Consider the following 22785-nt stretch of genomic DNA (forward strand, 5'->3'; position numbering starts at 1 on the left):
CACCATCGAAGCGCCCGGCCGCAACGTCCGCCAGAAAGCGGGCCTCAACCGGTCGATCATGGCCGCCGCATGGGGCCGGCTCGTCCAACGACTGGGGCACAAGGCGCCTGGGCGGGTCGCCAAGGTCAACCCCGCGTTCACCAGCCAGCGGTGCTCGGCATGCGGGATCGTGGATGCGAAGTCGCGCGAGAGCCGGCGGTCCGGCGTCATCACGACCACGAAGGCGGCGCATGAATCGATCTTGTCCCGGATGTCCTCGTCGAAGAGCGCGCCGTACTCGATCCTGTCGTCGAACCAGAGGGGTACGCCCGCGTCGGCCAGGTGCGCGGCGAGTCCGCGCACGTAGGCGCGGTCGGCGTGGCTGTGGCTGATGAACGCGAATCCCGCCACCGCACCACCCTAACGAGCGGGTCAGTCGGCCGGGCCGCCGTTGATGGCGCCGCCCATGCCCCAGACCGTCCGGCCGCCGGACAGCCGCAGCGAGGACATGCCGAGGCCGTAGGCGGGGGCGCCGGGGATCCACCTGCCGTCGGGGGCGGGCGTGGTGCGGCGTTGGACACCATGCCGCCACGTCTGCGACAACGAGGTCGGGTACCTGGCGCTGCTGGCCGGCGCCAGGGCGAGCGCCGAGCTGGCCGGCATCGCGGAGGAGGGAGCCGGCATCCTCGGCCCGGACACACCGGGCGGCGCCCGTCTGGAGGACATGAGCCGGATCCGCGGCCACATCAGCCGCGACCTCACCCGGATGGCCGGCGCCGGCGGCAGCTCCTCTCGGGTGACCCGGCGGAGACGGGACGACCCCCGGCCGCCGAAGCGGGCCGGGGGTCGTCGTGATCCGGTCGGAGGACCGGGATCAGCCGGTGAAGCCGACGATCGAGTAGTCCAGCGACTGGTAGCCCTTGGCGCCCCAGTTCGCCAGCGTCTTCTTCGTCGCCTGGATGTCGGGGCGCTGGTACAGCGGGATCGTGTGCACCATGTCCCAGATCAGTTTGTCGGCGGCGTTGGCCTTCTCGATGGCCTTGGCCGGGTCCATCTCGCTGACCGCGGCGTCGATGGCGGCGTCGAGCGCCGGGTCGCTGCCCTTCGGGAAGTTGCTCTCGGAGCCGGTCTTGTAGATCTGCGGCAGGCCGCCCATCGGCAGCGGCGTACCGATCCACGAGAACGGGACCAGGTCGAAGTCGCCCTTGATGATGTAGTCGGTGAAGAACTTGTCATCGGGGACCGGGCGGATCGTCAGCTTGATCCCGGCCTCCTTGAGCATGGCCTGGGTGAGCTCGCCCTCGGTCTTGGCGTAGGGCAGGCCCGCCGGGACGGTGAAGCTCAGCGCGAACTCCTTGCCGTCCTTCTTGCGGTACTCGCCCTCCTGCTTCCAGCCGGCCGCGTCGAGCAGCTGCTTGGCCTTGTCCAGGTTGTACTTGCCGAGGTCGCCGGAGTTGTCGACGTAGCCCTTGTGGTTGTTCATGAAGACGTGGTTGCCGAGCGTCTGCAGCGGCCAGTCCATGTCCTTCAGGTCGGACTGCGTGATCACGTCACGGTTGATCGCGTACTGGACGGCCTGGCGGACGGGCTTGTCCTTCAGGAACGCGCTCTGGTTGTTGACCGTGATGTGCCGCCAGTTCGGGCTGAGCGCCTTGCGGATGTCCACGTTCGGGACTTCCTTGGCCCGCTTGAGGTCGGCGGGGCTGCCCGGTGGGATCTCCACGCCGTCGAGCTCGCCGTTGGCGAAGGCGTTGACCTGCGCGGCGGGCGTCTCGATCGTCCGGAAGATGATCTTGTCGAGCTTGGCCTTCTTGCCCCACCACTTGTCGTCACGCACGACGGTGAGGGTCTTGGTGCCCTCGTCGATCTTCTCCACCTTGAAGGGCCCGGCGGTGACCGGGATCTTCTGCAGGTAGTTCTTCTCGAAGGCCTCCGGCGTCTCGTTGGCCGAGGCGGGGTAGAGGTGCGGCGAGCGCGAGAGCAGGCCCACCCACTCCGGGTACTCCTTGGAGAAGGTCATGACGGCGACCTTGTCCGACGAGCCCTTGGTGACCGACTCGATCCGGTCCCAGCCGTCGGTGGAGGCCGGCTTGAACTTCTTGTTCTTGCCGCTGTTGGCCTTCCACATGGCCTCGACGTCCTTCCACCCCATCGGGGTGCCGTCGGACCACGTGGCCTTGTCGTTGAAGGTCCAGGTGACGACCTGCTTGCCGGAGGACGTGTCCATCTTCACGTCGCTCAGGTAGTCCGGGTTCGGCTTGAAGTTCGCCTCGGAGTCGGCCACCATCGGCTGCGGCATGATCGTGTCGAGCATGTCCGCCGTGTCGGCCTGGTTGCCGTCCACGTGGTTGCCGTTCCACTGGGTCGGCCACTGGCCGACCGCGAGGGTCAGCGTGCCGCCGTCCTTGACCTGCTCGTAGGCGACCGGGTTGATGCTGATCGCCGGCGTCTCGGCCATCTGCTTCTGCGCCTGCTGCGACTGCTCGGCGCTCGGCTTCTTGGCCTCGCCGCCACCGCCGCCGCAGGCCGCGACGGCCATGGCGAGGAGGGCGATCCCCGCCGCCGCCCGGTATCCAACCTTCACTGTTCCTCCTGGTGTTCCGAGGCCGTGATGACCTCGATCTCCTCCGCGTAGTGGCATGCGGCGCCGTGATCCGTGGCGCGCGCGAGCCGGGCAACCGAGGGCTCTTCGTCCACACACCGCTGCTTCTCCGCCTCGCTCAGGCGGGCGAACTTGGGGCAGCGGGTACGGAACCGGCATCCCGACGGGGGATCGGCCGGACTGGGCAGGTCGCCCTCGAGCAGGATCCGCTTGCGGGTGCGTTCCATCTCTGGATCGGGCAGCGGGATCGCCGAGAGCAGCGCCTGCGTGTAGGGGTGGGCGGGCCGGTCGTAGACGTTCTCGACGGCGCCGAGCTCGGCGATCCGCCCCAGGTACATGACCGCGACCCGGTCGGCGAGGTGCCGGACCACGGCCAGGTCGTGCGCCACGAACAGGTACGACAGGCCGAGCCGGTTCTTCAGCTCCTCCAGCAGGTTGATGACGCCCGCCTGGATGGAGACGTCGAGCGCGGAGACCGGCTCGTCCAGCACGATGAGCTTGGGCTCCAGCGCGAGGGCGCGGGCGATGCCGATGCGCTGCCGCTGGCCGCCGGAGAACTGCTGCGGGTAGCGCTGGGCGTGCTCGGGCGCCAGCCCGACGAGCTCCAGCAGCTCCGCGACGCGCTGGGACACGTCCTTGCGCCCGTGGGCGCGCAGCGGCTCGGCGATGATGTCGCCGACCGGCATGCGCGGGTCCAGCGCCGCCATCGGGTCCTGGAAGACGATCTGCAGGTCGCCGCGGAGCGCCTTGCGCGCGGACTTGTCCAGCGTGGAGCTGTCCTTGCCGAGCACGACGACCCGGCCGCTCTGCGGCGGCGTGAGCTGCATGATCTGCTGCAGCGTGGTCGTCTTGCCGCAGCCCGACTCGCCTACGAGGGCCAGCGTCTCGCCCTCGGCGATGTCGAAGGTGATGCCGTCGACGGCGTGGACGGTGCCCACGCGCCGCTTGAACACCGCGCCCTTCATCAGCGGGTAGTGCCGGACGAGACCGTCGAGCTCCAGCACGGTCGCGCGCTGCTCGCGCGGGACGCGGGCCACGTCGCTCGGCGGGATGACCGGCACGGGGAAGACGTCGGCGCCGGTCATGCCCTTGTGCTCGATCTCGCGCGAGCGGATGCAGGCGACGTGCCGCCCGCCGCCGATCGGGGTGAGCGGCGGCTCCTCGTCGTCGCACGCGTCGATGTGCATGGGGCAGCGCGGCGCGAACGGGCAGCCGGGCGGCAGCGCCGCCGGCGAGGGCGGGTTGCCCTCGATGGGCACGAGCGTCTCCTGCTCGCCGTCCACCCGGGGGATCGAGGCGAGCAGACCCATCGTGTACGGCATGCGCGGCCGGTAGTAGATGTCGTCCACGTCGCCCTGCTCGACGGGCCGGCCCGCGTACATGACGAGCACCCGGTCGGCCATGCCCGCGATGACGCCCAGGTCATGGGTGATCATCACGATGCCGGCGCCCGTCTCGGCCTGGGCGGTCTTGAGGACCTCCAGGACCTGCGCCTGGATGGTGACGTCCAGGGCGGTGGTGGGCTCGTCGCAGATGAGCAGGTCGGGGTCGTTGGCGATGGCCATCGCGATCATCGCGCGCTGGCGCATGCCGCCGGAGAACTCGTGCGGGAACGCCTTGGCCCGCACGTCCGGGTGCGGGATGCCGACCAGGTCGAGCAGCTCGACGGCGCGCTTGGCGGCCTTGTCCTTGCCGAGCTTCTGGTGGATGCGGACGGCCTCGGCGATCTGGTCGCCGATCGAGTAGACGGGGGTGAACGCCGACAGCGGGTCCTGGAAGATCATGCTGATCGACTTGCCGCGGACCCGGGTGAGCTCGCCCTCCTCCATGCCCAGCAGTTCCTGGCCGTGCAGCTTCACGGAGCCGCTGACCACGGCGTCGCGGGGGAGCAGGCCCATGATGGCCAGCGAGGTCACGGACTTGCCGGAGCCGGACTCGCCGACGATGCCGAGCACCTCGCCCTGGGCGACGTCGTAGCTGACGCCCCGTACGGCCTGGATCCCGCCGGGGAAGGTGACGGTGAGGTCGCGGACCTCCAAGATGCTCATGAGTTGCTCCCGGGATCGAGCGCGTCGCGCAGTCCGTCGCCGATCAGGTTGATGGCCAGCACGAGGAGCACCAGCAGGCCGGCGGGGAAGGCGAACAGCCAGGGGTAGCCGGTGGCGTTCCGGGCGCCTTCGGCGATCAGGGTGCCGAGCGAGACGTCGGGCGGCTGGATGCCGAAGCCGAAGAACGACAGCGCGGCCTCGCCGATGACGGCGCCGCTGACGTTGAGCGTGGCGTCGATGATCAGCAGGGAGGACAGGTTCGGGACGATGTGCCGCAGGATGATCTTCCAGCGGGGGATGCCCATGTAGACCGCGGCCTGGACGTACTCCCGCTCGCGCAGCGAGAGCGTCATGCTGCGCACGACCCGGGAGGTGATCATCCAGGCGAACGCGGCCAGCAGCACGACGAACCACAGCCACGACGCGCCCCGCAGCCGCGGGGAGATGATCGCGATGATGAGGAAGCTGGGCAGGACGAGGAGCAGGTCCACGCCCCACATCAGCATCTTGTCCACCCAGCCACCGAAATATCCGGCGAAGGCGCCGACCAGCGCGGCCAGGCCCGTGGCGAACACCGCCACCAGCATGCCGATGATGATCGACTTCTGCATGCCGCGCAGCGTCACCGCGTACATGTCCTGGCCGATCGAGGTGGTGCCCCACCAGTGGTCGGCGGAGGGCGGCGACAGGAAGGCCAGGAAGTCCTTGTCCGTCCAGTCGTACGCGCCGAAGTAGGGGCCGATGTAGGCCAGCGCCACGAGCAGGATCAGGGCGATGCCGCCATAGCGGGCCTGCCGGTTGCGCAGGAGCCGCCCGAGTACGACCTTGGAACGCACCTAGCTCACCCGCACCCGAGGATCGAGGGCCGCCACCAGCAGGTCCGACAGGAAGGCGGCGAACAGCACGCAGACGGCGGTGAACAGGCTCACCGCGGCCACCGAGTTGACGTCGTTCTGGTTGATCGCGTCGATGAGCCAGGCGCCCATGCCGTGCCAGGAGAAGATCTTCTCGGTGAAGATGGCCCCGGTGAGCATGGTGCCGAACGCGAACGCGAAGTACGTGGCCGACGGGATCAGCGCCGTGCGCAGCGCGTGCTTGAACAGCGCCGTCCTGCGCCGCAGCCCCTTGGCCATGGCCGTGCGGACGAAGTCCTGGTTCAGCACGTCGAGCATCATGTTGCGCTGGATGCGGCTGTAGAAGGCGACCGAGCCGAGCGTGAGCGAGATGGTCGGCAGGATCAGGTGGTTCAGCCGGTTGAGGAACTGGTCCCAGCCCGTCAGGCGCGGGTTGTACTCGCCGGTGTACTCGATCAGCGTGAAGCCGAGCCCGCGGTTCAGGTTGTACGTGGCGATCGCGAGCAGCGTGGCCAGCAGGAACACCGGGATCGCCATGACCACGAACGAGCTGACGCCGATGGCCCGGTCGCTGAACCGGTACTGCCGGACGGCCGAGTAGGCCCCGACCCCGACCCCCACCGCGAAGCCGAGCAGCGTGCCGATGAGCAGCAGCCGCAGGCTCACCATGATCCGGCGGCCCATCTCGTCGTTGACCGAGCCGCCGTTCCACGTCTTGCCGAAGTCGCCGGTCACGACGCCGCCGGCCCAGGTCAGGTAGCGCTCGAAGACGGGTGTCTTGTCGTTGAGGTTGTAGGCGTCCAGGGTGGCGTCGATGACCTCTTCGGCGACCGGCGGTTGCCGACCCTCGTACGCGCCACGAGGATTCATCGTCGTGGCGGCGAGCATGTACGCCAGGCTGGCCGCCAGGGCAATCAAGATCACATTGGTTGCCAGCCGGCGGAGCAGGAACTTGCCCATTTCCCTCCGTACGCCGTGCACGGGGGTCGAGATCCGAGGTGGAGGGGCCCCCGCAAGGAAAAGCCGTTGTGTGCCCACAAAATCACTTCACGTGAGGGCGACACGCAAGCCGCAGAATATCCACCCAAACCTGACAACTAGCAAAGCGTTGACATAACGGTCAGGTCACTACACAAAGTCGCGACATGATCTCTCTCTGCCGGGAAAGCGCTTCGAGCTGCGGTGACACTCCGTGCGGTGTACCTTTTCGGGGCCTGCGAGGGGGGCAAGTGTCACAAAACCCGGACAAACCTGACGGTGGCTCTGAGTGAGCGGAACGTCAACAACCGCCTACCTTGCCTGGTGTGAGGACGATCGTCAGCGGCGCCCGCGGGCGTCGAGGAGGCGTATGCCCCGACCGGCCGCGCGGTGGCCGATCCTCTTCCGCGTCGCGCGCGTACCTGAGGAAGAGGACTTGTCCCAAACCGCTTGCGGGGCTGACTGTAATCGTCAACTCTTAAGAAGCTTTACTTATTAATTCCCTCCGTCCCCCAGGGAGGACACAGATGCGCAAGAGTACGATCGCCGCCGCGTCGGCCGTCACCGGAGCGTTGGTCCTGCTTCCCGCCTCCGCGGCCCACGCCCACGGCACGCTGTCGAACCCGCTCAGCCGCGTCTACGTCTGCAAGAACGAGGGCCCGGAGACGCCGAAGTCGGCCGCGTGCAAGGCCGCCGTGGCCGCCGGCGGCACGCAGGCGCTCTACGACTGGAACGAGGTCTCGCTCCTGGAGGCCGGCGGCCGGCACCGCCAGCTCATCCCGGACGGCAAGCTGTGCAGCGCGGGCCGCGAGAAGTACCGCGGCCTGGACCTCCCGCGTGCCGACTGGCCCGCCACCAAGGTGCGGCCGGGCAGCTTCACCGTGACCTACCACGCGACCGCCCCCCACGCGAACAGCAACTTCGAGTTCTTCATCACCCGCGAGGGCTGGAACCCGGCCATGCCCCTCAAGTGGTCCGACCTCGTCCCCGTCAAGACGTTCAACGGCCAGAACCCGACCACGTTCACCAACTGGACGATCAACCTGCCGCAGCGCTCGGGCCGGCACATCCTGTACTCGATCTGGCAGCGCGTGGTCGGCAGCAACGAGGCGTTCTACACCTGCTCGGACGTGGACTTCGGCGGTGGCGGCGGCGCGACGCCGGCCCCGGAGCCGACGCCCACCAGGACGCCGACACCGACCACGACGCCGACGCCTCCCAAGACCCCGACGCCGACAGCCCAGCCCGGCGGCACGTGGAAGGCGGGCACCGCCTACAGGAGCGGCGACAAGGTGACCTACGGCGGCCAGAGCTACCAGTGCCTCCAGGGCCACACCGCGCTCGCCGGCTGGGAGCCGCCGAACGTGCCCGCCCTCTGGAAGCGGATCTGACCTCCCGCCATGAGGCGGCCGGCCCCGGCGTTCGCCCTGATGTCAGCCCTGCTGCTCGCGCTGCTGGGCTCCGGCGCCTGCGGGACCCCGCGTCCCGCGGCCGGCCCGGTGAACGCCCAGGACGTGATGTTCACGCAGATGATGGTGCCGCACCACCGGCAGGGCATCGAGATCGCGAAACTGGGCGCCACCCGGGGCCGTACGCCGGAGGTGCGGACCCTCGCCGCGGCCGTCGCGGCCACGCAGCAGGACGAGGTCGAGATGATGCTGCGCTGGCTGCACGCCTGGGAGCAGCCGCTCGCCGCGCCGTCCGGGGCGCACGACCACCGCGGAGGGCCGCCGGAGACCGACCGGAGGCAGATCGCGGCGCTGGCCAGGTCGCGGACGTTCGACAGGGACTTCCTCAACCTGCTCATCGCCCACCAGGACGACGCGATCCAGATGGCCGGGATCGAGGTGGCGCGCGGGGCTGACCCGGCCGCCAGAAGCTGGGCCGAGCGGGTCCGTGAGTCCCGCCGCGCCCAGATCGCCCAGATGAAGAGCCTGCTCAGCGGGTGACTCTGGTCGCGAAGTCGCGTAACGCCCGCTCGTAGCGGCCCGGGTCGGTGTTCCACGAGCCGACGTGGCCCCCGCCCCGGGTCCGTACGAGCGTCACCAGGTCGGGCCGCGCGGCGGCGAACCGCAGCGCCGGTCCGACGGGCACCGACGCGTCCGCGTCGTCGGCGAACAGCAGCACCGGCGTGCGGAAGTCCCGGGCGTGCCGGACGTGGTCGAGGTCGTCGAGGGAGGCGCCCGTGCGGCGCTCGACCACGAACTTGCCCACCGTGGCCAGCCACCGCGGCACTCCGCGCTGGTCGGCGCCGAGGTCGATGGGCGCGTTCCAGTCGAGCACCGGGCTGTCGAGGATCAACCCCTTGACCGGCTCCCCGGGCATCCGGCGCACCGTCATCGGCACGATGCCGCCGCCCATGGAGAACCCGTGGAGCAGTACCCCGGTCGCCCCCTGACCGCGGGCGTAGGAGATGGCCGCGGCCACGTCCCGCCACTCGGTCGCGCCGAGGTGGAACAGGCCGTCGCCGGCGGGCGCGCCCTCGTCGTTGCGGTAGCTGATCCCGAGCACCGGCATCCCCAGGCTGTGGAAGACCGGTACGAACCGCAGCGCCTCCGACGCGGTGGCGTTGCGGCCGTGGACGGCGATCACCCAGGTCGTGGAGGAGCCCTCGGTGCGCCAGGCGGGCAGGTCGCCCAGCTCCCCCCGGACGCTCACCTTCCGGTACGGCAGGCCGAGCGCCGTGCCGGGGTCCTCGTGCCCCCACATCCACCGGTCGAGGTAGGCCCGCACGCCGGGCCGCAGCGTGCCGCGCCGCACCTTCTCCACCCGTCGCACCACGGTCGCCGAGCCTGGCCCGCCGCCGGTGGAGACCACCGCGCCGAGCGTGGCGTTGCCGCCGTCCCACGTGAGCCCGTACGTGCCGGGCGCCGCGGTGTCGCCGCCGCCCCGCAGCGTCACCCGGTCGCCGGTGTACGCCACCACCTCCAGCGGGTACGAGTCCCCGTGCGAGGGCTCGATCACCAGGCCGGAGTAGTACCAGCCGGCCACGCCCACGCCGCCCACGGCGAGCACGAGGAGGACGGCCACCACCCACGCCAGAACTCGCCTGAGACGCCTCATGGGCGGAAAAATACTCCCCTGGCGGACACGAACCGCTCACAGAACACGAACACCTCATAGACGTGAAGCGCGTTAAGTGATTAGATCACTTGATATGTCCGAGGTTGTGCGGCCAACCCTGTCCGACGCTCTGACCGAGCGCATGCTGGAGCTCATCCGTGCCGGTGGGCTCCGGCCGGGCGACCGGCTGCCCTCGACCAGGGAGCTGTCCCAGCGCTTCGCCGTCACCACCCCGACACTGCGCGAGGCGCTCCGCAGACTCGAGGCCACCGGGGCCGTCGAGATGCGGCACGGCTCCGGCATCTACGTCGGAGCCGACATCGAACGTGTCGTGCTGCCCAACCCCAACATGCGCGAGATGGACGGCGAGCAGCTCCTGGAGCTGCTCGGCGCCCGCGTGGTCATCGAGCCCCCGCTCGCGGCCATGGCCGCCCAGCGCGCCGCGGGCGCGGAGCTCGCGGCGCTGGAGCGGGTGCTGGACGAGGCCGCCCGGCACCTGCGCGGCGAGGACGCGGAGCTGCACGAGACCAACATGACCTTCCACCGGGCCACCGCGCGGCTGGCCGGCAACAGCGTGCTCAACGAGATCGTGGACTCGCTGCTCACGGTCCACGGGGCCGAACAGCGGGCGATCCTGCAGATCTTCGACGACCGCCGCCGGGACTACGAGGAGCACCGGGCCATCCTGGAGGCCATCGTCGCGGGCGACGCGGCGGCGGCGGAGGAGCGCATGCGGGCCCACCTGGTGGACGTCAAGACCGTAGTTGAGCAGAGGTTGCACAACCCCCCCAAGTGAAACAAGGAGGCCGGGGCATGATCCGGTCAGGCATGGCCACGCTCGGCGTGGCCGCCCTCTTCCTCGCCGCCTGCGGCGGCACCGACGCCGGAACCCAGCAGAAGAAGACCGAGCTGACGCTCTACAACGACAAGGGCGCCTGGACCAAGTTCTTCGACGAGATGGGCGCGCTGTCCAAGCAGAAGATCGGCCTCGGCATGAAGCCGACGGGTTACACCGACTCGGCGCAGTACCAGGCGTTCATCAAGGCGTCGTTCCGCACCAACGTCAAGCCGGACCTGTTCACCTGGCAGACCGGGGGGATGCTGGAGGAGATCGTCAAGCAGAAGCAGGTGGCCGACACCACGGCCATCTGGCAGGAGGCGATCAAGGCCGGCGACCTGTCGCAGGACCTCGCGCCGTACTACACGATCGACGGCAAGCAGTACTGCGTGCCGATGAACGTCGCCTACTGGGGGATGTTCTACAACAAGAAGCTCTTCGACCAGCACGGCCTGAAGCCCCCGACGACCTGGGACGAGCTCGTCAAGGCCGCCGCCACGCTGAAGAAGGCCGGCGTCACGCCCTTCTACCACACCAGCGTGCTGTTCTCCTTCGTCTGGTTCGAGCAGCTCATGGCCGGTTCGGACCCCGACCTGTACGACCGGCTGTCCACCGGCAAGGCCAAGTACACCGACCCCGGTGTGGTCCAAGTGATGGAGAAGTGGAAGCAGCTCATCGACGCCGGATATTTCGTGAACCCGGGTGACAAGACGGACCCGGGGGACGTGATGAAGAACGGCAAGGCCGCGATGATCTCGTTCGGCACCTGGTTCAACACCAGCATGACCCAGCGGGACATGAAGGCGGGCACCGACTACGGCTTCTTCGTGATCCCCAACGTCAACCCCGCCCTCCCCAAGACCTCCGTGATCTTCGAGAGCGGCCCGCTGTGCTCCCTCACCAAGGCCGCCGACCCTGACGCCGGCGCGAAGTACCTCAAGTGGTGGACCACCCCCGAGGCCCAGGAGAAGTGGGCCACCAGCCGCGGCGACGTGAGCGCCAACCCCAAGGTCGAGATCAAGGACGAGGCGCTCGGCCAGATCACCAAGGACGCGGGCAGCGGCAAGTACCGCCTGGTCAACCGCTACTTCGAGGCCACGCCGCCACCCGTCCTGACGGCCGCCCTCGACGGCTTCGGCAAGTTCGTCACCGAGCCCGGCACGTACAAGGAAGTGCTGGAGACGATCCAGAAGGAGGCCGACGAGTACTGGAGCACCCACCAGTGACCACACGGGCTCCCATCCTCGGCCGGTTCAGGCATGGGTACGTCGCGCCCGCGGCCCTGCTGGTCGCGGGGCTGCTCTACGCCCCGTTCGTGTGGACCGCGTACCTGAGCCTGACCCGCTACGACGGCCTGGCCCCGCCCGAGTGGGCGGGCCTGACCAACTTCGGCAAGCTCTTCGACGACCCCGCGCTGCTGACCTCCCTGCGCAACACGCTGCTCTGGGTCGTCGGCACGATGGTGCTGCCGGTGGGCCTCGGCCTGCTGGTGGCCGTCCTGTCCTACGACATCAGGGGCGGCGCGTGGTACCGGGTGCCGTTCATGCTCCCGTACGCGCTCAGCGGCGCCGGGCTCGCCCTCGTGTGGAGCCCGATCCTCTCCCACGGCGGCGTCGCCAACGTGCTGCTCGGCGTCGACACCGCGTTCCTGCAGAGCGCGCCGGTCAACACGCTGGCCATGCTGCTGGTGTGGACCTGGCAGCAGCTCGGCGTCAACACGCTGCTGTTCGTCGTGGGCCTCCAGTCGATCCCCAAGGAGCCGATCGAGGCGGCCCGGCTGGACGGCGCGTCGGGGTGGCGGCTGTTCCGGCACATCACCTGGCCGCTGATGCGTCCCCTGACCGCGGTCGTGGTGGGCCTGGCGCTGGTGGCGAGCCTGAAGACGTTCGACATCGTCTGGGTGCTGACCCAGGGCGGGCCGGGGCGCAACTCCGAGACCCTCGCGGTGACCATGTACAAGGAGACGTTCGTGGCCAGCGACTACGGCTACGGCTCCGCGGTGGCGGTCATGCTGACCGTCGTCACCGGCCTGGCCTCGTACCTCTACCTCAAAAGGCAGGTCAGATGACTGAACGAAGTGAGGTCATCAATGAGCACAGCATCTTGATCATGAGGCCGACGAAGGAGGCCTCATGATCAGGCGTGCCGTGCTCGTGGTGCTGGGCCTGGTCTGGCTGGGGCCCACGTACCTGCTGCTGGTCAACGCCTCGCGCCCGGCCGCGTCGTACGACCCGGCCACGGCCTGGGCGCCCTCGGGCGACTTCGCGCTGTTCGCCAACTTCGCGGCCGCGCTCGACAAGGCAGACCTGGGCTCCAGCCTGGCCAGCACCGCGCTCTACAGCGTGGTGTCGCCGCTGCTCGGCGTCGTCATCGGGGCCATGGCCGGGTACACCATCGTGGTGCTCCGGTTGCGTCACGGCTTCTGGTGGTTCCTGCTCATCTTCGGCGGCACGGTGTTCCCGTCGCAGATGCTGCTGGTGCCGCTCTTCGTCGGCTACAGCGACGCCGGCCTGTACGACACCAGGGCCGGCATGATCCTCGTCTACACGGCCATCAACGTGCCGCTGGCCGCGTTCGTGCTGCGCAACTTCTACAGCGGGGTGGCGTTCTCGATCTTCGAGGCCGCCCGGATGGACGGCGCGTCCACCTTCCGCATCTTCTGGCGCGTCTACCTGCCGATCTCGACCAGCGCGCTCGCGGCCGTGTTCATCCTCGAGTTCACCTTCATCTGGAACGACCTGCTGTTCGGCCTGACCCTGTCCACGACCGAGAGCGTGCGGCCCGTGATGACCGCGCTCGCCGGCCTGATGACCGACGTCTACGCGGGCACCCCCGTGCCCGTGGGGCTGGCCGCGGGCCTGATGTGCTCGCTGCCGACGGTCCTGCTGTTCCTCGCCACCCAGCGCCTCTTCGCCCGAGGCCTGTCCCTAGGGAGTGTCTGAATTGACCAGCCGGTTGCTGCAGCGGAGCCTGGGCTCCCCCGACTACGACGGGATCAGGCAGGCGCTGCGCAACGACACCTCGGCCCCCGTCATCGAGCTGCGGGGGCTGGAGGTGCGGGTCGCGGTGCTGCCGCTGTTCACCCACGACGGCCGACAGGCGGTCCGGGTGTCGAGCACGCGCCCGCTGACGCACGTGCTGGTCGGAGTCGACAGCGCCACCGGCTCCGACGTCACGCTGCTCGTGCCCGAGGTGTCCGCGCCGCGCGCGTTCACGCTGGAGTCGCGTGACGACGAGGGGCTCGTCGGGTCGGCGCGGATCACGGTGACGCCGCAGCGCAAGTGGAGCGTGTTCGTCGTCCACCACTCCCACCTCGACATCGGCTACACCGACCCGCAGGGCACGGTGCTGCGCCACCACCTCGACTACCTCGACGCCGCGGTTCGCCTGGCCGCCGAGACCGCGTCCTGGCCGGACGACGCGAAGTTCCGCTGGACGGTCGAGTCGTCGATGCCGGCGCTGAAGTGGCTGGCGGCCCGGCCCGCCGAGCAGGTCGAGGCGTTCGCCCAGGCGGCCCGCGAGGGGATCATCGAGGTGACCGCCCTGCCGTTCCAGCTCCACACCGAGGCGTGCTCGACCGAGGAGCTCTACCGGCAGCTCCGCTTCACCACCGAGCTTCAGGACAGGTACGGCTTCGCCACGCGCTCGGCCATGCACACGGACGTGCCCGGCGCCGTGGTCGGCCTGGTCGACGCGCTCAACGCGGCCGGGGTCCGCTACCTGGCCGCGGCCCACAACTGGGCGGGGCGGTCCGTGCCGTACCTGCACGGCGGTGACAAGCTGACCCGGCCGTTCCGCTGGCGGGCGCCCAGCGGCAACGAGCTGCTGGTCTGGTTCACCGACACCCCCCACGGCATGGCGTACATGGAGGGCAACACGGTCGGGCTGACCGACTCCTACGAGCTGGCTGACGACCTGCTGCCGCGTTACCTGGCCGCCCTGGCCACGCGCGGGTACCCGTACGGGCCGGGCACGTTCGGCTGGCAGGGGCCCGACGCGCCGCGCGAGCCGTACGAGCTGGACGTGCTGCACATGCGCGTGCAGGGCGCGCACGCCGACAACGCCGGCCCGTCCATCGTGCCCGCGGCGATCGCCCGCACCTGGAACGAGCGGTGGGCCTGGCCGCGCCTGCGCTCGGCGGTCAACAGCGACTTCTTCGAGCACGTCGAGGAGCGCTACCACGACCGGCTGGCCGTCCACGAGGGCGACTGGACCGACTGGTGGGCCGACGGGCTCGGCTCGGGCGCGCGCCCGCTCGGTTACGTGCGGCGGGCGCAGTCCGCGCTGCGGGCCGCCGAGACCCTGCACACGCTCGCCGGCGCCGACGCCACCGGCAGCATCGACGAGGCGTACGACAAGGTGGCGCTGTTCAACGAGCACACCTGGGGCGCCGCCAACCCGTGGGAGGACGCCGAGGAGGCCGGCGACTCGGGCGGCCTGCAATGGACCCGCAAGTCGTCGGGCGCCTACGACGCCCAGGACGACGCGGCCGACCTGCTGCACGCCGCCGTCCGCCGCTTCGGCGCCGCCCTGGCGGAGGAGGGCGACCTGCCCGAGGGGACGCCGGCGTCGTTCGCGGTGTTCAACCCCGCGACGCGGGCCCGCACCGACCTGGTGCGCGCGTTCCTGCCGCGCGACGTGGTGGCCGCCGACGTGCCGATCGCGCTCGTGGACGCGCGGACCGGCGAGACACTCGCCCACCACGAGGAGTACGTCCACCCCGACGACTGGCCGACCCGGCCCATCGGGCGGCACATCCACGCCGTGGTGCCCGACGTCCCCGGCAACGGCTACGCCCGGATCGACGTGGTCAGGAGCGAGAGCCAGGCGGCCGAGCCGGTCGAGCCCGACCTCGGTGGGGTCATCGAGAACGAGTTCTACCGGGTGACGTACGACGTCCGCGAGGGCTACATCGGCTCGATCTTCGACAAGGTCGCCGGCCGGGAGCTGGTCAACCGCGACGCGGCGGCCGGGTTCGGCCAGTACGTCTACGACCGCTACGCCACCGCCCCGCACTTCAACCACCTGTCCGGGCACGTCGGCGCGCACGACCGCACCCTGCTCGGCGACCGGGCGATCGGACGCAACGCCACGATCGTCAAGGCGCAGCGCACCGCCGTGACCGAGCGGCTGGTCGTCGAGCTCCAGGGCAAGGGCGTCGACTGGCTGCGCACCACGATCGAGCTGCACCGCGGCGTCCCCCGGCTGGACCTGACCTACCAGCTCGCCAAGCAGGGCACCCCGGCGAAGGAGGCGGTCTTCCTGGCCTTCCCGTTCGCCGCCGGCCCGGCGACCTCGTGGGAGCTGACCGGCGGCGTCGGCGGGCGCGAGGTGCCCCAGGTGCCCGGCTCGGCCGCGTACATGCTGCCCATCCGTCACTGGATCGCCTTCGACGACCCCGAGCTGACCGTCGCCTGGGCCACCCTGGAGGCGCCGCTGGTGCAGCTCGGCACCATCCACATGCCGTACGCGCCGTTCCCGCCGACGCTGGAGGAGGAGGACGGGACGGTGTACTCCTGGGCGCTCAACAACATCTGGGACACCAACTTCCCGGCGCAGCAGCAGGGCGAGACCACGTTCCGCTACGCGGTCATGTCGCAGGCGGGCGCCGACGGGCGGCGGCTGGGCGCGCTCGCCGCCTCCGGGCTGACCGAGCCGTTCGCGGGCGTGCTGGTCACCGGGCCGTCCGGCGACGCCGCGCGCTCGTACGCGTCGGTGGACCATCCCGACGTGCTGGTCACCTCGATCGGGCAGGCGGGCGCCGAGCGGGTCGTCCGGCTCCAGTCGCTGGCCGCCGAGCCGGTCGAGGTCACGCTCACCGTGCCCGGCCTGCGCTCGGCGCGGGTCAGCGCGGGACTGGAGCGCGGGCGCGAACCCGCCGAGGTGGCGGGCGAATCGGTCAAGGTACGGCTGCCCGCGTGCGGGGTCGCCGCGGTCTGGGGGACGTGCGCGTGAAGATCGTTGACATCCGGGCCACCACGGTCGCCGTCCCGCTGGAGGCGCCGCTGCGGCACAGCAACGGCGCCCACTGGGGGCGGTTCGTCCGGACCCTCGTGGAGGTCGAGACCGACGAGGGGTTCGTCGGCCTGGGCGAGATGGGCGGGGGAGGCGAGAGCGCCGAGGCGGCCTTCCGGGCGCTCCTGCCGTACCTGAAGGGCCACGACCCGTTCCAGCTCGAAGCGCTTCGATTCAAGATCGCCAACCCGACGGCGTCGCTGTACAACAACCGCACCCAGCTTCTCGCGGCCATCGAGTTCGCCTGCCTCGACGTGATCGGGCAGCGGCTCGGCGTGCCCGTGTGCGACCTGCTGGGCGGCCGGATCCGCGACGAGGTGCCGTTCGCGTCGTACCTGTTCTTCCGGTACGCCGCCGAGGGGCACCCCGAGATCCGCACCCCCGACCAGCTCGTCGAGCACGCCCGCGACCTCAGGCAGGCGCACGGGTTCACCGTCCACAAACTCAAGGGCGGCGTGTTCCCGCCGGACCACGAGCTGGAGTGCTACCGGGCGCTCGCGGACGCGTTCCCCGGCGACCGGCTGCGCTACGACCCCAACGCGGTGCTGTCGCTGGCCGAGGGACTGCGCTTCGGCCGGGCCATCGAGGACCTGAACAACGACTACCTGGAGGACCCGGTCTGGGGCCTGGAGGGGCTGCGGGCCGTGCGCGAGCAGGTCCGGGTGCCGCTCGCCACGAACACCGTCGTCGTCAACTTCGAGCAGCTCGCCTCCAACGTGCTGCGCCGGGCCGCCGACGTCGTCCTGCTCGACACCACGTTCTGGGGCGGCATCCGGCCGTGCGTGAAGGCGGCGGGGGTGTGCGAGACGTTCCAGCTGGGCATCGCCGTCCACTCCTCCGGCGAGCTGGGGGTCCAGCTCGCGACCATGCTGCACCTCGGCGCGGTGCTGCCCAACCTCACGTACGCGGCCGACGCCCACTACCACCAGCTCCAGGACGACGTCATCGAGGGCGGCCCGCTGCCCTACGAGCGCGGCGCCATCGCGGTGCCCACCGCTCCCGGTCTCGGCGTGCGGCTGGACAAGGACAAGGTGGCCCGCTACGCCGAGCTCTACCGCGAGCTGGGCGGCTACCCCTACGACCGCGACCCGGGCCGGCCCGGCTGGTACGCCCAGGTGCCCAACGAGCGCTTCGCCGACCCGACCGTCTCCCGGGAGGTCCCCCTGTAGCCGCCGGCCTCACCGCTGTCTCTTACGCGAGTCGGCATGTCATAGCAGTTCGTATGCGGATCGGCACGCTAGGTTATCGATCAAGGACAGTCCCTTGGCGAGGAGACAGCAGTGAGGACGATCACCCGCGTGGCCGGCGCCTGCGCCGCGGCCGCGTCGCTCAGCCTCGCCCTGCCGGCGCCGTCCGCGCTCGCGGGGCCGGACGGCGGCTGCGACCGGGGCGCGGTGTGCCTGTACGCCTACTACGGCTACAACTACAGCGGCGGCTACCCGCGCGACCTGTGGCGCGACTTCACCGAGAGCGACGCCTACCTCGGCGACGACCTGTGGCTCCAGGGTGACCTGGCGGTCGAGTCGTCCAGGATCGTGAACAACGACGTCAGCTCCGTCAAGAACCGCAGCGGCTGCGAGGCCGTCCTCTGGCAGAACCCCCTCTTCACCGGCGCCCACAGCACGTTCGCGGCCGGTCGCGCCGACCCGTTCCTCTCGAACAGCGCGGTCGGCAACAACACCGCGAGCTCCCTCAGCATCTGGTGCGCCTGACCGGATGCGGCGGGGCCGGTTTCCGGATCGGGCCTCCGGAGACCGGCCGCCGCGGACCTGCCCGGGCCCCGGCCGCCCTCGGCGCGCTCCTGACCGCCACCTGCGCCGCCGTGGCCTGCACCGCCGCCGCCCCACTGCCGGCCACCCCACCGCTAACAGGTGCCACATCCCCGCCGCCGCCGGCCCGCGTGGCCGACCTCGTGCTGCCGTTCGACGCCTACCGCCCCACCCCGGGCCAGCGCGCGCTGATGGCCCGCGCACGCGCCGCGCTGCTCGCCCGCTGCATGCACCGCCGCGGGCACGCCGTCTCCCCGCCCCGCCCGGACGCCGCGGCCTTCGCCGCCGGCGACCCGGGCAACAGCCGCCGGTACGGCGTCGCGGACCCCCGGCGGGCCCGCCGGCACGGCTACCACCTGCCCCCTTCCAAACCTCCCGGCCAGGGCTGGGACGCCTGGGAGACCGCCCTCGGACGGTCCGCGCGCCGCGATCTCGCGGGCACGCCCGGCCGTCCGGGCTGCGACGAGCGCGCCACGGCCGAGCTGGCGAGCCGTACCGGGCCCGCCCCTGGAAGCCCGCCTCCCGACTGGCAGTGGCTGGCGCTCCAGGACGCGCGGACGGTCGAGCAGGCCGCCCGGCACCCGGCCGTCGTCGAGGCCGTCACCCGCTGGAAGACCTGCATGGAACGCGCCGGACACCCCTACCCGTCGCCGGAGGCCGCCATCGCCGACCCCCGCTGGAACCTGCGCTCGGCGGCCGTCACGGCGCGCGAGAAACGGACCGCGACGGCCGACACGGCCTGCAAGTGGTCCTCGGGCCTGGTGCCCGCCTGGTTCGCCGCCGACGTCGCGGCGCAGCGGGCCGTCGTCGCCGCCGAGCCGGCCCGCTTCGCGGCGCTGCGCGACGACCTGCGCGCGCGCCTCGACGGGGCCGCCGAGGTCTTAGAACGCTGACGCCCGCGCGCTGGGGCGGCGGCGCGCGGGCGTGGTCATTCGGGTAGGGCGGCCGGGTTCCGCGCCAGCAGGCCGCCGTCGACGCGGTGCTCCGCGCCGGTGATGAACGACGACCGGGGGCTCGCGAGGAAGGCCACCAGCTCGGCCACCTCCTCGGGGCGCGCCACGCGGCCCAGCGGATGGGCGCGGCCCCACTGGGCCACCTGCTCCTCCTGCGACAGGGGCCCGCGCCACAGGTCGGCCGCCCAGCGCAGCATGGGCGTGTCGACCGAGCCGGGACACACCACGTTGACCCGGATGCCGTCGGCGGCGTGGTCGAGCGCCATCGCCCGGGTCAGGCCGTTCAGGGCGGCCTTGCTCGCGGTGTAGGCGGCCACCTGCGCCTGCGAGGCGAACGCCTGCACCGACGACATCACCACGATCGAGCCGCCGCCGCGCGCCCGCAGCCGGGGCACGGCCGCCTTGCAGGTGAGGTAGACGCCCTTGAGGTTGATGTCCATGACCTCGTCCCAGACGTCCTCGGGGGTGTCCTCGACCGTGCCGTACCTCTGCACGCCCGCGCACGTCACCACGACGTCCAGCCCGCCGTACCTGGCCACCGCGAGGTCCACGAGGTCGCGCATGTCGCCGGCCCGCCGCACGTCGGCGACGACGCCCGTCACGTGCTCGCTGTCGAGCGCCGCGTCCTTGTCGGCGCCGCAGAACACGACGGACGCGCCGCCGTCGGCCAGCCGGTCCACCACCGCGCGGCCGATGCCCATCGACCCGCCGGTGACCAGCGCCACCTTCCCGCCGAACTCACTCATGCCAGAACCTCTGCCCGCATCGTCAGCGTCCTCGTCTCGCGCGGCCCCAGGGTGAGCGCCGTGCCGTTGGCCACGGCCTCCGCCAGCCCGTTGGTCGGCATGCCGGCGAACGGCTCCAGCCCCACCGTGTACACGCGCCCCCACCAGGGGTAGTCCTCCGACGCGCCGAGCTCCTGCCACATCCACAGGTACGGCAGCACCCGCGCGTCCCACTCGACGCGCAGCCCCACGTCGCCGGCGATCTCGTACCACCCGTCGGTGAACCCCGTCAGGTAGACGACGTCGCTGGGCGCCCCGGGCTCCTGCACCACGCTCAGGTCCGTCTCGCCGCCGCCGTCGGCCGGCACGACCGGCCAGGTCCACGGCCCCCCGGCCCGTACGCGGCGGCCACGCGGGTTGATGGCCGTCTCGTGCGGGATCACGGTGACGCCCTCCGGCAGCCGGATCCGGGCGCCCGGCCGCAGGAACGGCCGGCCGTACACGATGTGCTGTCCCCACATCGCGTGCAGCTCCAGGTCGGACTCGTTGGTCACGCTGCCCTCGACCTCCAGCGCGGCCGTGCCCGCCCGCAGCCGGAACGTCTTGTCCACCCGGTACGGCAGGCGCCGGGTCCGCACGCTGAGCCGTACCGCGACCTCCTCCTCGGAGTCGGCCGTGATCGTGTACTCCCAGGGGAGCCCGGCGACCTCGCCGTGCTGGGCCAGCCGCGCCCCCCGGTACTCGCTGGGGGCGCCGCCGCTGGGGAAGATCTCCTGCCATCCCCCTTCGTAGTGGTCGACGAACTGGGCGACGTCGTCGGCGGCACCCTGGAGATGGTGGGCCGGGTCGCGCAGGCCCTGCGGCGAGAGCCAGACGAAGTCGGTGTCGGTGGGCTTGTGCAGGAACTCCACCACGTCACCGCCCTTGCCGGGCACCACGGTCACGCGGAGCCGCTCGTTCTCGAGCACGACCGCCCGCAGCCCGTCGATGGTGACGGACCGCAGGCGCGCCGCCCAGTTCCGCCTCACCCGAAGCTCACGTCGATGAAGCGCGGCCGGTAGATCGACGAGTCCCGGTAGTGGTCGGTGTTCACGAAGCTGTTGACGTTGTACGACACGACCAGTCCCTTACCCGACACCTCGGGGTGAGCGTGGGCGTTGTAGGTGAAGATGTTCCCGTTCGTCTCAGGCGTCGTGTAGACGTGCTGCTTGCCGGTGAACGGCCCGAACGGCGAGCACGACGAGTAGGCCACGATGTTCGCGCTCAGCACCTCGGTGGTGTCGTGGGTGATGAGCACGTAGCCGTTGCCGACCTTGGTGACGCTGTACTCGTTGGCCACGCCGCTCATGACCCGGGTCGAGTCGGCCTCGTCCGGTGACCAGGTGCCGTCGGCCTTGAGGTACTCCCACTTGCCGAGCAGGCTCTGTCCCTTGACGCGGGCGATGTGCATGTACTTGGGCGAGCCGAGGTCCTCCACGCCGTAGACGTAGGTGTAGCCGCCGTCCTTGAGCGTGGCCGAGGCCCAGGAGACGCCGTGCCCGGAGGGCAGGTCGTGGACGCTCAGCGGGCGGTCCAGGCGGCTGGGGGCGAACCTGGCGACCACGTTGCGGTGCCAGCGCCAGTCCCACGTGCCGGTGCCGAAGCGCTCGTACTCCTGGTAGGTCACCTCGACGAGGCCACCGGCGAGCGTGGCGTCGCCGGCCCAGTACCAGTGGTTCTTGTCGCGCGGCGGCATCACGGCGGCCGGCTTGGCGGGGGTGCCGGCGTAGATCGTGGACAGCCGGCCGTCGCGCTCGAGAGCGAAGGTGTTGTTGAGGAAGACGGTGGTGCCGCCCTCCTCCACCACCGGCGGCCGGGAGCCGTCGGAGTTGATCCGGCCGAGGAACGTGTCGGAGAAGATCCACAGCTCGCGCCCGTTGGGCAGGCGCAGCGAGTAGGTGCCGTCGGCGCCGGTCCAGTCGTCGAGGCGGCTGTTGTCGTTGCCGTACGCGGTGAACAGGTTGGTCAGCCGGGCGTCGATCGAGGCGCCCTTGACCGTCGGACCGCACGTGGAAGGTGCGGCGAGCGTCGCGGCGGACCGGTCGGCGGAGACGCCGGGCACCGGCTTCGGTGGGGCGGCGATCGCCTGGGAAGGCAGTGCGGTGAGGCCGAGGAGCGTGGCGGCCAGGGGGATGAGGGCAGCACGGAATCGCGTCATGGCACGTCCTTAGGGGGTGATTCCCTACAGTTCTAGTCATTAGATCACTTGCTGTCCACCCCTGTGGTGAAGATCCGCTAGTGTCGCCTTCCTCGACCCGTGCACCCCCAGCCGAGCCGGAGTCCCGCCATGTCCGCAGCCGTGGCCCGCCTGTCACGCCTCGGCGCGGTCTGCCTGGCCGCCGCGCCCGTCGTGCTCGCCGCCCTGCCCAGCGAGCCCTTCGGGTGGTTCGCGTACGCTCCCATGGTCGGGAGCCTCGTCAGCCTGGTGGCGCAGGAGGTTCTGGTCTGGACCGACGTGCTGCTCGCGGCGGCGCTGGCCCTGGTGATGCTGTGGGCGCCCGCGCGGACGCGAGCGCCGCGCTCGCCGCCACGCTGTGGCCGGTGCTCCGGATTCGTCTGGGCCTCGTCGACGAAAGCACCCGGTGCGGGCAGCAGGTCAAGGCGGTGGTGCCCGACGGCGACCTGTTCTACTTCCGGCTCGTGACCACGGGGGCCTTCGACGTGCTCGTCGTGCTGCTGGCCGTCGCCGCCGCGGCGAGCACCTGCCTCGGGCCGCGCGGCGCCCGCATCCTCGCCCTCGCCACCGCGGCCGGGCTGTCGTTCCTGGCCCTGCCGGTCCACGGCTTCACGTTCCCGGCGACCTGCCTGATGGACCTGGCCCGCTGGCCGTACCTGGTGGCGGCCGCATGCGTCCTGGTCGCGGGCCTCGGGACACCGGTGCGGCGGCTTCGCCCATGGCCCAGGCGGCGGATATGAAGGTGA

21 protein-coding genes and 2 pseudogenes are annotated in these 22785 nt (G+C 70.9%); 13 read left to right on the plus strand and 10 right to left on the minus strand.

The window, feature by feature from the left end; all coding sequences use genetic code 11:
• Positions 1-58: 58 nt before the first annotated feature.
• Positions 59-139 (plus strand): annotated as a pseudogene (locus AB0H81_RS03225) (hypothetical protein); the annotation flags it as partial.
• 107 nt (positions 140-246) lie between these two features.
• On the opposite strand, the pseudogene AB0H81_RS03230 reads toward AB0H81_RS03225, so the two are convergent.
• From AB0H81_RS03230 to AB0H81_RS03255, 6 genes and pseudogenes are all read right to left on the minus strand, one after another.
• Positions 247-390, minus strand: a pseudogene (locus AB0H81_RS03230) (TIR domain-containing protein); the annotation flags it as partial.
• 21 nt (positions 391-411) lie between these two features.
• Positions 412-705 carry a hypothetical protein gene (locus AB0H81_RS03235; protein WP_358368488.1) on the minus strand — a complete coding sequence of 98 codons (294 nt, stop codon included), beginning with the start codon at positions 703-705 and terminating at the stop codon, positions 412-414.
• 148 nt (positions 706-853) lie between these two features.
• Complete coding sequence (locus AB0H81_RS03240) at positions 854-2563, minus strand: ABC transporter family substrate-binding protein (RefSeq protein ID WP_358368490.1); 1710 nt, start codon at positions 2561-2563, stop codon at positions 854-856.
• Positions 2560-4629, minus strand: coding sequence for an ABC transporter ATP-binding protein (locus AB0H81_RS03245; RefSeq protein WP_358368492.1), 2070 nt, complete (start codon positions 4627-4629; stop codon positions 2560-2562). Before AB0H81_RS03245 ends, AB0H81_RS03240 begins: the two co-directional genes overlap by 4 nt.
• Positions 4626-5465, minus strand: a complete 840-nt coding sequence (locus tag AB0H81_RS03250) for an ABC transporter permease (RefSeq protein WP_358368495.1) — start codon at positions 5463-5465, stop codon at positions 4626-4628. Before AB0H81_RS03250 ends, AB0H81_RS03245 begins: the two co-directional genes overlap by 4 nt.
• Positions 5466-6443: an ABC transporter permease gene (locus AB0H81_RS03255; protein WP_358368497.1), complete on the minus strand. Its 978-nt coding sequence runs from the start codon at positions 6441-6443 to the stop codon at positions 5466-5468.
• A 545-nt stretch (positions 6444-6988) separates the two neighbouring features.
• Between AB0H81_RS03255 and AB0H81_RS03260 the strand changes: the two genes are divergently transcribed.
• Positions 6989-7852: a lytic polysaccharide monooxygenase gene (locus tag AB0H81_RS03260; protein WP_358368500.1), complete on the plus strand. Its 864-nt coding sequence runs from the start codon at positions 6989-6991 to the stop codon at positions 7850-7852.
• 9 nt (positions 7853-7861) lie between these two features.
• The gene (locus AB0H81_RS03265) at positions 7862-8410 is read left to right on the plus strand and encodes a DUF305 domain-containing protein (RefSeq protein ID WP_358368503.1); all 549 of its coding nucleotides are present in this window, start codon (positions 7862-7864) and stop codon (positions 8408-8410) included.
• Here the strand turns inward: AB0H81_RS03265 and AB0H81_RS03270 are convergent.
• Positions 8400-9524: a hypothetical protein gene (locus AB0H81_RS03270; RefSeq protein ID WP_358368505.1), complete on the minus strand. Its 1125-nt coding sequence runs from the start codon at positions 9522-9524 to the stop codon at positions 8400-8402. The genes AB0H81_RS03265 and AB0H81_RS03270 overlap by 11 nt on opposite strands.
• 94 nt (positions 9525-9618) lie before the next feature.
• On the opposite strand from AB0H81_RS03270, the gene AB0H81_RS03275 reads away from it, so the two are divergent.
• The 8 genes from AB0H81_RS03275 (at position 9619) to AB0H81_RS03310 (ending at position 19039) form a co-directional block, all read left to right on the plus strand.
• Positions 9619-10320, plus strand: a complete 702-nt coding sequence (locus AB0H81_RS03275; RefSeq protein ID WP_358368508.1) for an FCD domain-containing protein — start codon at positions 9619-9621, stop codon at positions 10318-10320.
• Positions 10321-10337: 17 nt separating this feature from the next.
• Entirely contained in the window at positions 10338-11588 is a 1251-nt protein-coding gene (locus tag AB0H81_RS03280) for an ABC transporter substrate-binding protein (RefSeq protein ID WP_358368511.1), read from the plus strand.
• Positions 11585-12430 carry a sugar ABC transporter permease gene (locus AB0H81_RS03285; protein WP_358368513.1) on the plus strand — a complete coding sequence of 282 codons (846 nt, stop codon included), beginning with the start codon at positions 11585-11587 and terminating at the stop codon, positions 12428-12430. The genes AB0H81_RS03280 and AB0H81_RS03285 overlap by 4 nt, the downstream gene beginning before the upstream one ends.
• Positions 12431-12494: 64 nt before the next feature.
• Entirely contained in the window at positions 12495-13304 is an 810-nt protein-coding gene (locus tag AB0H81_RS03290; protein ID WP_358368515.1) for a carbohydrate ABC transporter permease, read from the plus strand.
• Entirely contained in the window at positions 13297-16317 is a 3021-nt protein-coding gene (locus AB0H81_RS03295) for a hypothetical protein (protein WP_358368518.1), read from the plus strand. Before AB0H81_RS03290 ends, AB0H81_RS03295 begins: the two co-directional genes overlap by 8 nt.
• Positions 16314-17546 (plus strand): enolase C-terminal domain-like protein, encoded by a 1233-nt coding sequence (locus AB0H81_RS03300; RefSeq protein ID WP_358368521.1) that lies wholly within the window; start codon positions 16314-16316, stop codon positions 17544-17546. Before AB0H81_RS03295 ends, AB0H81_RS03300 begins: the two co-directional genes overlap by 4 nt.
• 111 nt (positions 17547-17657) lie before the next feature.
• Positions 17658-18089, plus strand: coding sequence for a peptidase inhibitor family I36 protein (locus tag AB0H81_RS03305; RefSeq protein ID WP_358368524.1), 432 nt, complete (start codon positions 17658-17660; stop codon positions 18087-18089).
• The gene (locus tag AB0H81_RS03310) at positions 18080-19039 is read left to right on the plus strand and encodes a hypothetical protein (protein ID WP_358368527.1); all 960 of its coding nucleotides are present in this window, start codon (positions 18080-18082) and stop codon (positions 19037-19039) included. Before AB0H81_RS03305 ends, AB0H81_RS03310 begins: the two co-directional genes overlap by 10 nt.
• Positions 19040-19074: 35 nt before the next feature.
• Here AB0H81_RS03310 and AB0H81_RS03315 read toward each other — a convergent pair whose 3' ends face one another.
• From AB0H81_RS03315 to AB0H81_RS03325, 3 genes are read right to left on the minus strand one after another with little or no spacing between them, the layout of a single operon-like run.
• Positions 19075-19845, minus strand: coding sequence for an SDR family oxidoreductase (locus AB0H81_RS03315; RefSeq protein WP_358368530.1), 771 nt, complete (start codon positions 19843-19845; stop codon positions 19075-19077).
• Positions 19842-20852, minus strand: a complete 1011-nt coding sequence (locus AB0H81_RS03320) for a DUF4432 family protein (protein ID WP_358368533.1) — start codon at positions 20850-20852, stop codon at positions 19842-19844. Before AB0H81_RS03320 ends, AB0H81_RS03315 begins: the two co-directional genes overlap by 4 nt.
• The gene (locus tag AB0H81_RS03325) at positions 20849-22021 is read right to left on the minus strand and encodes a DUF4185 domain-containing protein (protein ID WP_358368536.1); all 1173 of its coding nucleotides are present in this window, start codon (positions 22019-22021) and stop codon (positions 20849-20851) included. The genes AB0H81_RS03320 and AB0H81_RS03325 overlap by 4 nt, the downstream gene beginning before the upstream one ends.
• A 129-nt stretch (positions 22022-22150) precedes the next feature.
• Here AB0H81_RS03325 and AB0H81_RS03330 point away from each other — a divergent pair, with 129 nt between their 5' ends.
• Together AB0H81_RS03330 and AB0H81_RS03335 are read left to right on the plus strand one after the other, a co-directional pair.
• On the plus strand, positions 22151-22507 hold the full coding sequence (locus tag AB0H81_RS03330; RefSeq protein WP_358368539.1) for a hypothetical protein: 357 nt from the start codon (positions 22151-22153) through the stop codon (positions 22505-22507).
• The gene (locus AB0H81_RS03335) at positions 22405-22779 is read left to right on the plus strand and encodes a hypothetical protein (RefSeq protein ID WP_358368541.1); all 375 of its coding nucleotides are present in this window, start codon (positions 22405-22407) and stop codon (positions 22777-22779) included. The genes AB0H81_RS03330 and AB0H81_RS03335 overlap by 103 nt, the downstream gene beginning before the upstream one ends.
• The last annotated feature ends 6 nt before the right edge of the window (positions 22780-22785 follow it).

The sequence above is a fragment of the Nonomuraea sp. NPDC050691 genome (assembly GCF_040654455.1).
In the GTDB taxonomy this organism is placed as follows: Bacteria; Actinomycetota; Actinomycetes; order Streptosporangiales; family Streptosporangiaceae; genus Nonomuraea.